We start from the raw sequence: 13,618 nt of genomic DNA, 5'->3' as shown, positions 1-13,618 counted from the left end.
ATGTATTTATTAGGTTATGATATAGGAAGCTCGTCCGTCAAAGCGAGCTTGGTAGATGCCGCGAGCGGTAAGTGTGTGGCCTCGGCTTTTTATCCGAAGACGGAGGCACCCATTCTGGCGGTTAAGCAGGGATGGGCCGAACAAAATCCCGAAAGCTGGTGGACAAACCTGAAACTGGCTACGCAGGCCGTGTTGCATGAGTCTGGTGCCGACGGTAGGAATATCAAGGCTATCGGCATCTCCTATCAGATGCACGGGCTGGTGTGTGTGGACTGTGAACAACGGGTACTAAGGCCGGCCATCATCTGGTGTGACTCGCGCGCTGTGCCCTACGGACAGCGGGCCTTTGAAACTTTGGGGCAGGAACGATGCCTGGCGCATCTGCTCAATTCGCCGGGTAACTTCACTGCAGCCAAGTTGGCATGGGTCAAGGAGAACGAGCCGCAGGTGTATGAACAGATAGATAAAATAATGCTTCCTGGCGACTATATTGCCATGCGTCTGACCGGCGAGGTGTGTACCACCGTCTCCGGACTGTCCGAAGGCATGTTCTGGGATTTCCGTCGCGGCTGCGTGGCCGATTTCCTGATGGACTACTACGGCTTTGACCACTCACTGATAGCCGATATCCGACCTACTTTCGCAGAGCAGGGATGGGTGAAGGCCGACGTAGCCCGCGAACTGGGCCTGGCCGAGGGAACCCCCGTCACCTACCGTGCGGGCGACCAGCCGAACAATGCCCTCTCGCTCAATGTATTCAACCCCGGTGAGATCGCCTCGACGGCAGGTACGAGCGGCGTGGTCTATGGCGTGAACGGCGAGGTGAACTACGATTCGCGCAGCCGTGTCAACACCTTTGCGCACGTCAACCACACGGCCGACCAGACCCGCCTGGGCGTACTCCTCTGCATCAACGGTACGGGCATCCTCAACTCGTGGGTGAAGCGCAATGTGGCTCCCGAAGGCATTTCATACGCCGAACTGAACGACTTGGCTGCCCAAGTGCCCATAGGTAGTGCTGGCGTCAGCATCCTGCCTTTCGGTAACGGTGCCGAGCGTATGCTGGAGAACCGTGAGACGGGCTGTTCCGTCTGTGGCCTGAACTTCAACCTGCACGACCGCCGCCACGTGGCCCGCGCCGCGCAGGAGGGCATCGTCTTTGCCTTCAAGTATGGCATCGACATCATGGAGCAGATGGGCATCCCCGTGCAGAAGATACACGCCGGACGAGCCAACATGTTCCTCAGCCCCGTTTTCCGCGACACGCTGGCGGGCGTGACGGGCGCCACCATCGAGCTCTACGATACAGATGGTTCCGTTGGTGCTGCTAAGGGGGCGGGTATCGGTGCAGGTATCTATCGCGACCATGTAGAGGCCTTCGCCACGCTGGAGCGTCTGGCCGTCATCGAGCCGGACGACACGCGGCGCGAAGAATACCTCGAGGCATATACCCGCTGGAAACAGTTATTGGAGAAAATGATTTGACTTGGAAATAAATAATAATTATAGAAATCGAGGCCTTGGCCTCACAAAACATCAGAAAGATTATGGCAACAAAAGAGTATTTTCCTGGCATAGGAAAGATTAAGTTTGAAGGTAAAGAGAGTAAGAATCCCATGGCGTTCCGTTATTATGACGCCGACAAGCTCATCATGGGCAAGAAAATGAGCGAATGGCTGAAGTTCGCCATGGCCTGGTGGCACACGCTGTGCGCCGAGGGCAGTGACCAGTTCGGCGGCGGCACGAAGACTTTCCCGTGGAACGACTCGGCTAATCCCGTGGAGGCTGCCAAGCACAAGGTGGACGCGGGCTTTGAGTTCATGCAGAAGATGGGCATCGAGTACTATTGCTTCCACGACGTGGACCTCTGTGCCGAGGCCGACACCATCGAGGAATACGAAGCCAATCTGAAGGAAATCGTAGCCTACCTGAAACAGAAACAACAGGAGACGGGCATCAAACTGCTGTGGGGGACGGCCAATGTCTTCGGCCACAAGCGCTACATGAACGGCGCCGCCACGAACCCCGACTTCGACGTCGTAGCCCGTGCCGCCGTGCAGATCAAGAATGCCATTGACGCCACCATCGAGCTGGGCGGATCGAACTACGTCTTCTGGGGTGGCCGTGAGGGCTACATGAGCCTGCTCAACACCGACCAGAAACGCGAGAAGGAACACCTGGCCACGATGCTGCGCATGGCCCGCGACTATGCCCGTGCCCGTGGCTTTAAGGGTACCTTCCTTGTGGAGCCGAAGCCTATGGAGCCCACCAAGCATCAGTATGACGTCGATACGGAAACTGTCATCGGTTTCCTACGTGCACACGGGCTGGATAAGGACTTCAAGGTGAATATCGAGGTGAACCACGCTACCCTGGCCGGACATACTTTCGAACACGAACTGGCTGTGGCTGTGGACAACGGCATGCTGGGTTCCATTGATGCCAACCGTGGTGACTATCAGAACGGATGGGATACCGACCAGTTCCCCATCGACAACTTTGAGCTCATCCAGGCCATGATGCAGATTATCCGTGGTGGTGGCTTCAAGGACGGCGGTACGAACTTCGATGCCAAAACGCGCCGTAACTCTACCGACTTGGAGGATATCTTCATTGCCCACATTGCCGGTATGGACGCCATGGCCCGTGCGCTGGAGAGCGCTGCCAAGCTCCTCGAGGAGTCACCTTACAAGCAGATGCTGACCCAGCGTTATGCCTCTTTCGACAGTGGCCTTGGCAAGGACTTCGAAGACGGCAAGCTGACACTGGAAGATGTCGTGGCATACGCCAAGCAGAATGGTGAACCGAAACAGACCAGCGGCAAGCAGGAACTGTATGAAGCCATTGTGAATATGTACGCTTAATAATTAATGGGGAATGAAGAACGAAGAATGAAGAATTTCAGCTATGTGTGAGGCCGATGTGTATGATTTCTCGCCCATAGGTTTATTCTTCATTCATCATTCTTCATTCTTAATTTCCTAATATCATGACAAACCAAACAGAAAACGGTAGCAAAGCTTACCTCTTCTCCATTGTACTGGTGGCTGTGCTGGGAGGGCTGCTCTTCGGTTACGACACTGCCGTCATCTCGGGTGCCGAGAAGGGCCTCCAGGCCTTCTTCATGGGAGCACCGGACTTTACTTACACTGACACATGGCATGGCATTACATCGTCGAGTGCACTTATCGGCTGTATTATCGGCAGTGCCATTTCGGGACTCTGCGCCTCCCGCCTGGGACGCAAGAAGTCGCTTTTCCTGGCTGGTGTCCTGTTCTTTCTTTCGGCTTTGGGTTCCTACTATCCTGAATTCCTGTTTTTCGGCTACGGCGAGTCGAGCTATTCGCTGCTTCTCGCTTTCAATTTCTACCGCGTGCTGGGCGGTGTGGGTGTCGGACTGGCGTCGGCCATCTGCCCCATGTACATCGCCGAGATTGCACCGAGCAATATCCGTGGCACGCTGGTGTCATGGAACCAGTTTGCCATTATCTTCGGCCAACTTGTGGTTTACTTCGTCAATTTCCTCATCTTGGGCGATAACATCAACCCCGTCATTCGTGCGGTGGAGGGTGTGAATCAGATACTGAATCCTGATGCTGCCGCCTGGACCATCGAAACGGGGTGGCGACTGATGTTTGTCAGCGAGGCTGTACCGGCCGGACTGTTCACCCTGTTGGTGCTGCTTGTGCCCGAAACGCCGCGTTATCTGGCTCTCTGCGGACGCGACGACAAGGCATTGGCCGTCTTGGGACGTATCAACGGTGCTTCACAGGCACGTGCCATTCTGGCTGACATCAAAGCTACGGCGCATGAGAAGACCGAGCGCCTCTTCACCTATGGTTGGATGGTGATTTTCATCGGCATCATGCTGAGTGTATTCCAGCAGGCGGTGGGTATCAATGCTGTGCTTTACTTTGCTCCGCGTATTTTCGAGAGCATGGGTATGGGCAATCCGATGATGCAGACTGTGATCATGGGCATCATTAACATTCTCTTCACGCTCTTAGCTGTGTTCACCGTAGAGCGTTGGGGACGCAAGCCGCTGCTCATTTCGGGCTCGATAGGTATGGCTGTCGGAGCCTTTGGCGTGGCGTTGTGTAACGTGGTGATCGGTCTTCCTGCCCTGGTTTCCGTAGTGAGCATCATGGTCTATAGTGCTTCGTTCATGTTTAGCTGGGGGCCCATTTGCTGGGTACTAATTGCTGAGATATTCCCTAACACCATCCGTGGTGCGGCCGTAGCGGTGGCTGTAGCTTTTCAATGGATCTTCAATTTCATTGTGTCCTCCACTTTCGTGCCGATGTACAACATGCAGTTGGGTGAGATGGGTGACAAGTTCGGTCACATGTTCGCCTACGCTCTCTATGGCGTCATCTGTGTGGTGGCTGCCGTCTTCGTGTGGAAGCTCGTGCCCGAAACCACAGGCAAGACACTGGAGGATATGACGCGGCTTTGGAAAAAGAAATAAGGAAATAAATAGATAAGAATGCTTATGAAAAAGATTATAATTCCTATTCTGTTGTTTGGCGCCTTGATGTCAGCCTGCCAGCAGAAACTTTCCTACCAGAATACTTCTCTTCCACCTGAAGAGCGTGCGGCCGATTTGGTGCAGCGTCTGACGCTGGAAGAGAAAGTCTCGTTGATGCAGAACAATTCATCCGCTGTGCCACGTTTGGGGATCAAGCCCTATAACTGGTGGAACGAGGCTTTGCATGGTGTGGCCCGCAACGGTCGGGCTACCGTCTTTCCGCAAGCCATCGGTATGGGTGCTGCCTTCAACGATTCGTTACTCCACGTGGTGTTCACTGCTGTAAGTGACGAAGCACGTGCCAAAAACCATATTGCTCGACGTGACAGTAGCTATAAAATATATCAGGGCTTGACTTTCTGGACGCCTAACATCAACATTTTCCGTGATCCGCGTTGGGGACGTGGGCAAGAGACCTATGGTGAAGATCCGTACTTAACGAGCCAGCTGGGTATGGCCGTCGTTAGAGGTCTGCAAGGCCCTGAAGACAGTCAATATGACAAGGCGCATGCCTGTGCCAAGCATTATGCCGTCCACTCTGGTCCCGAGTGGAACCGTCATAGCTTCAACACTGAAGACATTGATCCACGTGACTTGTGGGAAACCTATCTGCCCGCTTTCAAGGACTTGGTGCAGAAGGCTGGTGTGAAGGAAGTAATGTGTGCCTACAACCGCTTCGAAGGCTCGCCCTGTTGTAACAGTGATCGGTTGCTGATGCAAATCTTGCGTGATGAATGGGGATACGAAGGACTGGTGGTAAGTGATTGCGGTGCTATTTACGACTTCTTCGAGGAAGGCCGCCACGGGACGCACAAGGATAAAGCGGATGCTTCGTCGGCTGCTGTTTTGTCAGGGACGGACCTGGAATGCGGCGATGCCTACAAGTCGCTGGCCGATGCCGTGCGTCAGGGCAAGATTAAAGAAGAAGATTTGGACCGCTCCGTGGCCCGTCTGCTGAAGGCTCGTTTCGAACTGGGCGAGATGGACGAGACTACGCCTTGGGATGCTATTCCCGACTCGGTTGTCAATTGTCATGCACACCAGGCACTGGCTCTACGCATGGCGCGTGAGAGTATGACCCTGCTCCAGAACAAGAATAATCTGTTGCCGTTGAAGGCTGGTATGACGGTTGCCCTCGTCGGCCCCAATGCCAATGACTCGGTAATGCAGTGGGGTAATTACAACGGTTTCCCCGGCCATACCGTGACGCTGCTTGAGGCTCTGCGTAAACGTCTGCCTGAAGAACAGCTGATTTATGTACCCGGTGCCCTTTATGCAGAAGATTTTGTGCCGAAACACAAGAAAGACGAGATGGAACAGATGAAACCGTTGGACGCAGCCTCTCTGTTGAAGCAAGTCGGTCGTGCGGATGTCGTGGTCTTTGCCGGAGGTATCTCTCCTCTGTTGGAAGGCGAGGAAATGAAAGTCAATGTACAGGGCTTTAAGGGTGGCGACCGTACAGACATTGAGCTGCCTGCCATCCAGCGTCAGTTGCTCAAGGCGTTGAAGGTTGCCGGAAAGAAAGTGGTCTTCGTCAACTTTTCGGGTAGTGCCGTGGGACTGGAACCCGAGACGCAGACGTGCGATGCCATCCTGCAGGCATGGTATCCCGGCGAGGCTGGTGGTACTGCCGTGGCCGATGTGCTCTATGGCGACTACAATCCGGCCGGACGTCTGCCCGTCACCTTCTACAAGAATGTGGGTCAGCTGCCCGACTACGAGGATTACAGCATGAAGGGACGCACGTACCGTTACTTCGAAGGTACGCCGCTCTTCCTCTTCGGACACGGACTGAGCTATACGACCTTTGCCTACGGTAAGGCCGAGGTGAAGGATGGATGTTTGCTGGTGCCCGTCACTAATACAGGTCGTATGGACGGAGATGAAGTGGTTCAGCTTTACCTGAACCGTCCTGACGATGCCGGCGGGCCGCGTAAGACACTGCGTGCCTTCAAGCGTGTGCACATTCCTGCCGGAGCTACCCGCACGGTCAGCTTGCCGCTGACGGAGGAAACCTTCAACTGGTGGGATACGGCGACCAATACGGTTCATCCTCTGAAGGGCAGCTATAAGCTGCTTTACGGAGGAAGTTCGGACGACCGTGCCTTGCAGACGATGATGTACGAGTTCTGATATCCGTAGTAAGGACGTTTATCGGTTATAATAAACCCCTGCCCGGCTTCATAGCTGGACAGGGGTTTGTCTTTATTTCGATAAAACAGTTCAGTTGCTTAATTATACCTCCGGAACCACGGGATAGAGCGTCTTGTTCTCCTTGTCGATGGGGTAGAGTGCCTTTTCCTGCTCCAGCCTTTCGATCATCAGTTGGCAGAGTTCATGCACTTTCTTGCGCTCCGTCTGTGCCAGGTCGTTCTTCTCGAACGGATCGTCGGCCAGGTTGAACAGCTTGTAGGTGGGCTTGCCGTCGGTTTCGGGATTGTAGTAGTAGATCAGCTTCCAGTCGCCCTTGCGGTAGGTGGTGAAATAGCTGCCGCGGTGCTGGTGTGGGAAGTGCATCAGGAAGTCGTCGCGATGCTTCTTGTCGGCCTTGCCTGCCAGCAATTTCTTCAGGTCGGAGCCATCCAGCACGTGTCCCTTCGGAGCCTTGACACCAGCTACAGACAGGATGGTGGGATAGAGGTCCATCACCGTACCCATCTGGGTTTGCATACAGCCTTGGGCAATGGGATAAGCCTTCTGGAACTTGTTTGAAGCATTGGGCTTGGCCCAGGCGGCGATGAAGGGCACCCGTACACCGCCTTCGTATTCCGAACCTTTCTTTCCCTTGAGCGGTGCCGACGAGCCGTAGTCGGCTGCTCCTCCCAGTGGAGCGTCACCGCCATTGTCGCCCAGGAAGATGACCAGTGTATTCTCGGCCACACCGGCTTCCTCGAGCTTGTCCAGCAGGTCGCCCAGCGACTTGTCCATGCCCTCTATCAGCGTGGCAAAGGCCTTTGCCTGCTGGGGCTTGTCGCTGTTCTGATAGTGGCCGATGAAGCGTTCGTCTGTCTCGAAGGGGGCGTGTACGGCGTAGTGGGCCATGTTCAGGTAGAAAGGTTTGCCCTCGGCGATGGCTTTGTCTATCTCCTTTTCGGCCTCCAGCGTCAATGCGTCGGACAGGAAGGTGGAGGTGCCGTGATACTGCTCCAGGTCGGGTACAGCCCGTGCACGCTGCCCTTTGATCCATCCGTATCCGTTCTCGCCGTGGTAGCTGCCCGGATGGCCGATGGACGAGCCGGCGATGTTGACGTCAAAGCCCAGTCGGGTAGGGTCTTCGCCTTCGCTGTCCTTGCATCCGAAGTGTGCCTTGCCCACGTGGATGGTCTTGTATCCGGCTGCTTTCAGTACGGCAGGATAGATTTGTGCATCGGCCTTCAGACCCTGCCAGTTCCATTCGTAAGGACCGAATTGGTCGCGGTTGTTGCTTTCGGCGTTTATCCAGTTGGTGGTGCGGTGGCGTGCCGCGTTCTGTCCTGTCATGATGGACGTGCGCGAAGGCGAGCTGACACTTTGGGCGTAGAAGGTGGAGAAACATGTTCCTTGCGCGGCCAGCCGTTCCATGTTGGGCGTGCGATACCAGTCGTTCAGCGGCTGGCGTTCGGGTTGTCCGTTTCGGTCGGTGATAAAGGGGACGGAGGTATCCATCAGTCCCATGTCGTCCACCAGGAAGACTACGATGTTGGGGCGCTCTTGAGCAGCCAGCGTAGCGGCGGTCGAGAAGGCGGCCAGTGAGGCGAAAAGTTGTTTTTTCATGAGATATCTGTTTAAGCAATGATTTGAATCAATGGAAAAGGAGCTGTGCAGTTTGCTCTCCTTGACGGCAAAGATACCTAATTATTTCCAAAAGAAGGCGGCAACCGAACCGATTTCAATGGATGTACCATCTGTTTACAGATTTTGTACTGCCAGTTTACAGGCTTTGTACTGCCAGTTTACTCCGTTTAAACTACCAGTTTAATGGCTTTAAACTCCCAGTTTAATATGGATAAACTGACAGTTTATTGCTGATAAATTAAAATAAACTCATTTATTGCTGATAATCAATGTCCTAGTGAGTTGTTGTTAAAAGAGCTGAATGCCCCTTCATAAAAAGATGCCCGTCGTCGAACCGCGAGCTGAAATAAACCGTAACTTTGCCCCCGATTTACTAAAAACATCCGAACCATGATACATTTCGATACCGACTATATGGAAGGCGCGCACCCCGAAGTGATGCGCCGCCTGGTGGAAACCAATCTGGAGCAGACACCCGGATATGGTTGTGATGACTATACGGCCCGTGCCAAGGACTTGATTCGCGAGGCTTGCGGCCAGCCGCAGGCTGCCGTCCAGTTCCTGGTGGGCGGCACGCAGACGAATGCTACCGTTATCGACGCCCTGCTGGCCCGCCACGAAGGCGTGCTGGGTGCTGAGTCGGCCCACATTAATGTGCACGAAGCGGGCGCCATCGAGGCCACGGGGCACAAGGTGCTGACGCTGCCCCAATACGACGGCAAGGTGAAGGCTGCCGACGTGGAGGCCTACATCCGCAACTTCTACCGCGACGAGACCTACGAACACATGGTGGCGCCGGGCATGCTCTACATCTCGCACCCCACGGAACTGGGCACGCTCTATACCCTACGTGAGCTGGAAGACCTGAGTCGCGTGTGCCGCGAGGCGAACATTCCTTTATATATGGACGGCGCCCGTCTGGGCTACGGACTGGCGGCCGAGGGAACGGATGTCACGTTGAAAGACATTGCCCGCCTGTGCGATGTCTTTTATATTGGTGGTACCAAAGTAGGTGCCCTCTTTGGTGAAGCGGTGGTGGCTGCCCGCCCTGAGCGATTGCCCCATTTCTTCTCCCTCGTCAAGCAGCACGGCGCGTTGCTGGCCAAGGGGCGTCTGTTGGGCATCCAGTTTGGCACGCTCTTTACCGACGGCCTCTACCAGCGCATCGGCGCCCATGCCATCCGCCTGGCCCTGAAGCTGAAGCAGGCCTTTGTGGAGAAGGGCTACAAGCTTCACCTCGATTCGCCCACCAACCAGCAGTTCGTCTGCCTGCCCAACGAGACCATCGACCGCCTGAAGCGTGAAGCCACCTTCGAGCTGTGGGGCCCCCGCGGCGAAACGGAGACGGTGGTGCGCTTCGTCACCAGCTGGGCCACGCGCGAGGAAGACGTGGACAAACTGATTGCCTTGCTTTAATGAAAACAGATTTAAAACGAACGATACACAATGGATTCCATCAAAATCAACAAAGTGCAGATACGTAATCTGCAGATTGAAGACTACGACCAGCTGGCCCAGTCGTTCACCCGTGTCTACACGGACGGAAGCGATGTCTTCTGGACACACAAACAGATAGAGAAACTGATACGCATCTTCCCCGAGGGACAGATCGTGACGGTGGTCGACGAGAAGATTGTGGGTTGCGCCCTCTCCATCATTGTCAACTACGACGATGTGAAGAACGATCACACCTATGCCCAGGTGACGGGTAAGGAAACCTTCAACACCCACAACCCCAAGGGCAACATTCTTTATGGTATCGAGGTCTTCATCCATCCGCAATACCGCGGACTTCGTCTGGCCCGACGCATGTACGAATACCGTAAGGAGTTGTGCGAGGAGCTGAACCTGAAGGCCATCATGTTCGGCGGCCGCATCCCCAATTACCATAAGTATGCCGACCAGATGCGCCCCAAGGAATACATCGACAAGGTGCGCCAGAAGGAAATCTACGACCCCGTGCTCACCTTCCAGCTCTCCAACGACTTCCACGTGCGCAAGGTGATGCGCAACTACTTGCCCAACGACGAAGAGTCCAAGCACTATGCCTGTCTACTCCAGTGGGATAACATCTATTACCAGCCGCCCACGCAGGAATATATCAGCCCGAAGACCACCGTCCGCGTGGGCCTCGTGCAATGGCAGATGCGTAACTACACGTCGTTGGACGACCTCTTCGAGCAAGTGGAGTTCTTCGTCGATGCCGTGTCCGACTACAAGAGCGACTTCGTCCTCTTTCCCGAATACTTCAACGCGCCTCTTATGGCCCGTTTCAACAACGAGGGCGAATCTGAAGCCATCCGTGGACTGGCTGCCTATACCGACGAGATACGCGAGCGCTTCATCAAGCTGGCCATCAGCTACAACATCAACATCATCACGGGTAGTATGCCGCTCATCAAGGAAGACGGACGCCTGTACAACGTAGGCTTCCTCTGCCGCCGCGACGGCACGTACGAGATGTACGAGAAGATACACGTCACGCCCGACGAAATCAAGAGTTGGGGTCTGAGCGGAGGCAAGGCACTGAAGACGTTTGATACGGATTGTGCCAAGATTGGCGTCCTGATCTGTTACGACGTGGAGTTCCCCGAGTTGTCGCGTATCATGGCCGACCAGGGCATGCAGATTCTGTTCGTCCCCTTCATGACCGACACGCAGAACGCCTATAGCCGTGTCAAGGTCTGCGCCCATGCCCGCGCCATCGAGAACGAATGCTTCGTGGTCATCGCAGGTAGCGTCGGTAACCTGCCGCGTGTACACAACATGGACATCCAGTATGCCCAGTCGGGTGTCTTCACGCCTTGTGATTTCACCTTCCCCACGGACGGCAAGCGCGCCGAGGCTACGCCCAACACGGAGATGATACTGGTTTCGGATGTCGATTTGGATTTGCTGAACGAGCTGCACACCTATGGCAGCGTGCGCAATCTGAAAGATCGCCGCAGCGACCTGTATGAGGTAAAAATGAAAAAATAGAGAAGACGGAGGAGAGCTCAGAAATCTCATCGATGTCTCGTCCAAGTGTTCAGACAAGCCGTCGATGAGATTTCTCGTTTAATATTCCACCTTGTCGGCTTTTTCCTCCCATGCCTGGAAGGCAGCGATGGCTTCGTCGGGCAGGAGTTCTTCCATGGCCTTGTTGCGGTCCTCGCGCTTCAGGGCCAGTTCGTCGTAGATGAACGAGTCGTCGAAGCCGATGCGGGCGGCGTCGGTCTTGTTGTTGCCGTAATAGATTTTGTCCAAGTGTGCCCAGTAGATGGCTCCCAGACACATGGGGCAAGGTTCGCATGAGGTATAAATTTCGCATCCGCTAAGGTCGAAGGTGCCCAGCTTTTGGCAGGCGACACGGATAGCACTAACTTCAGCATGAGCCGTAGGATCGTGGTTGGCCGTCACGCGGTTCACGCCTGTGGCTACGATTTCGCCGTCTTTTACGATGACGGCCCCGAACGGCCCTCCGCCGTTCTTCACGTTCTCGATGGAAAGCTCAATGGCTTTCCGCATAAAATCTTCCTTTTTCATACTTTCTTAATAGGATTATATCAGTGACGTAGTCGTCATTTCTAGCGTAAAGATACGCGATATTCTTCATTTTCCAAAACTTCAGACCGTTTCATTTACTTTGTTCTCTTTTCATCCTACATGAAAAATCTGAAATCAGATACTTCGTTTTTCACCAGAAATTCGTAATTTTGCGCTTCATTTGAAACGATAGAAAACGAACTTAAATATAGATAGAAATGGCAGTAGAACTGAAAGACCTGACCAAACGCAGTGAGAACTACTCGCAGTGGTACAATGAATTGGTTGTCAAGGCCGACTTGGCCGAACAGTCGGCAGTGCGTGGATGTATGGTTATCAAACCGTATGGATACGCTATATGGGAGAAAATGCAACGTCAGCTGGACGACATGTTCAAAGAGACAGGACACGTAAATGCGTATTTCCCGCTTTTGATTCCTAAATCCTTTCTTAGTCGCGAAGCAGAACATGTAGAAGGCTTCGCTAAAGAATGTGCAGTTGTAACTCACTATCGATTGAAGAACGATCCGAATGGTGGTGGAGTGGTTGTCGATCCGGCTGCTAAATTGGAAGAAGAACTGATTATTCGTCCGACATCAGAAACCATTATCTGGAATACATATAAAAATTGGATAAACTCCTATCGCGATCTGCCTATCTTGTGCAATCAGTGGGCCAACGTGTTCCGTTGGGAGATGCGTACCCGCTTGTTCCTGCGCACGGCAGAATTCCTGTGGCAGGAAGGACATACGGCTCATGCAACTAAAGAAGAGGCCGAGGCAGAAGCAGTTAAGATGCTGAATGTCTATGCCGACTTTGCGGAAAAGTATATGGCAGTGCCCGTTGTGAAAGGTGTAAAATCTGCTAACGAACGCTTTGCTGGTGCACTCAATACTTATACCATTGAGGCGATGATGCAGGATGGTAAAGCATTACAGAGCGGTACGTCTCATTTCTTGGGACAGAATTTCGCTAAAGCGTTTGACGTTCAGTTTGTCAATAAGGAGAACAAGCTGGAATATGTTTGGGCTACTTCATGGGGCGTATCTACGCGTCTGATGGGTGCGTTGATCATGACACACTCCGATGACAACGGTCTGGTACTACCGCCGCATCTGGCTCCGATCCAGGTAGTCATTGTTCCTATCTATAAGAATATGGAGATGTTGCAAAAGATCGACGAGAAGGTAGCCGGCATCGTTGCCAAGCTGAAGGCGATGGGTCTTTCCGTGAAGTATGACAACGCTGATAACAAACGTCCGGGCTTTAAGTTTGCTGATTACGAAGTAAAGGGAGTTCCCGTACGTCTTGTAATGGGAGGCCGCGACCTGGAAAACAATACGGTGGAAGTGATGCGTCGCGATACTTTGGAGAAAGAAACCCGTTCGTGCGACGGTATCGAAGAGTATGTAAAGAATCTGTTGGAAGATATTCAGAACAATATCTATCAGAAAGCCTTGAATTATCGTAACAGCCGCATTACGACAGTAGACAGCTACGACGAGTTCAAGGAGAAGATCGAAGAGGGTGGTTTCATCTTGGCACACTGGGACGGCACTACCGAAACAGAAGAAAAGATTAAGGAGGAAACCAAGGCTACTATCCGTTGTATTCCGTTTGATTCATTGGTTCCTGGTGATAAGGATCCGGGTAAATGTATGGTAACAGGTAAACCTTCGGCTTGCCGTGTTATTTTTGCCCGTTCATATTAATGGATTAGAATCATTTAAAATATTTTGAGCCTTGCTGGATTTTTGCTGCAAACACAAAATCAGCAAGGCTCATTTTTTG

Annotated in this window: 9 protein-coding genes; 7 read left to right on the top strand and 2 right to left on the bottom strand. The window is 53.4% G+C overall.

Annotated elements, in window-relative coordinates; genetic code table 11:
* From BQ8005_RS02605 to BQ8005_RS02590, 4 genes are all read left to right on the top strand, one after another.
* Positions 1–1,485, top strand: coding sequence for a xylulokinase (locus BQ8005_RS02605; RefSeq protein WP_075316943.1), 1,485 nt, complete (start codon positions 1–3; stop codon positions 1,483–1,485).
* A gap of 62 nt (positions 1,486–1,547) precedes the next feature.
* Complete coding sequence (gene xylA, locus BQ8005_RS02600) at positions 1,548–2,864, top strand: xylose isomerase (protein WP_075316942.1); 1,317 nt, start codon at positions 1,548–1,550, stop codon at positions 2,862–2,864.
* A 125-nt stretch (positions 2,865–2,989) separates the two neighbouring features.
* Entirely contained in the window at positions 2,990–4,468 is a 1,479-nt protein-coding gene (gene xylE / locus BQ8005_RS02595; RefSeq protein WP_075316941.1) for a D-xylose transporter XylE, read from the top strand.
* A 24-nt stretch (positions 4,469–4,492) separates the two neighbouring features.
* Complete coding sequence (locus tag BQ8005_RS02590) at positions 4,493–6,661, top strand: glycoside hydrolase family 3 C-terminal domain-containing protein (RefSeq protein ID WP_075318857.1); 2,169 nt, start codon at positions 4,493–4,495, stop codon at positions 6,659–6,661.
* Between the two features lie 102 nt (positions 6,662–6,763).
* Here BQ8005_RS02590 and BQ8005_RS02585 read toward each other — a convergent pair whose 3' ends face one another.
* Positions 6,764–8,281 (bottom strand): sulfatase, encoded by a 1,518-nt coding sequence (locus tag BQ8005_RS02585; protein WP_075316940.1) that lies wholly within the window; start codon positions 8,279–8,281, stop codon positions 6,764–6,766.
* A 411-nt stretch (positions 8,282–8,692) separates the two neighbouring features.
* Between BQ8005_RS02585 and BQ8005_RS02580 the strand changes: the two genes are divergently transcribed.
* Together BQ8005_RS02580 and BQ8005_RS02575 are read left to right on the top strand one after the other, a co-directional pair.
* Positions 8,693–9,718, top strand: coding sequence for a threonine aldolase family protein (locus BQ8005_RS02580; RefSeq protein ID WP_075316939.1), 1,026 nt, complete (start codon positions 8,693–8,695; stop codon positions 9,716–9,718).
* A 30-nt stretch (positions 9,719–9,748) separates the two neighbouring features.
* Positions 9,749–11,281 carry a carbon-nitrogen hydrolase family protein gene (locus BQ8005_RS02575; RefSeq protein ID WP_021846294.1) on the top strand — a complete coding sequence of 511 codons (1,533 nt, stop codon included), beginning with the start codon at positions 9,749–9,751 and terminating at the stop codon, positions 11,279–11,281.
* A gap of 78 nt (positions 11,282–11,359) precedes the next feature.
* On the opposite strand, the gene BQ8005_RS02570 is transcribed toward BQ8005_RS02575, so the two are convergent.
* On the bottom strand, positions 11,360–11,827 hold the full coding sequence (locus BQ8005_RS02570; RefSeq protein WP_075316938.1) for a nucleoside deaminase: 468 nt from the start codon (positions 11,825–11,827) through the stop codon (positions 11,360–11,362).
* Between the two features lie 218 nt (positions 11,828–12,045).
* Here BQ8005_RS02570 and proS point away from each other — a divergent pair, with 218 nt between their 5' ends.
* Complete coding sequence (proS, locus tag BQ8005_RS02565) at positions 12,046–13,539, top strand: proline--tRNA ligase (protein WP_075316937.1); 1,494 nt, start codon at positions 12,046–12,048, stop codon at positions 13,537–13,539.
* Positions 13,540–13,618: the final 79 nt, after the last annotated feature.

This window comes from Bacteroides togonis (assembly GCF_900130135.1).
Lineage (GTDB): Bacteria > Bacteroidota > Bacteroidia > Bacteroidales > Bacteroidaceae > Bacteroides > Bacteroides pullorum.
This window is presented reverse-complemented; position numbering and strand designations above follow the sequence as displayed.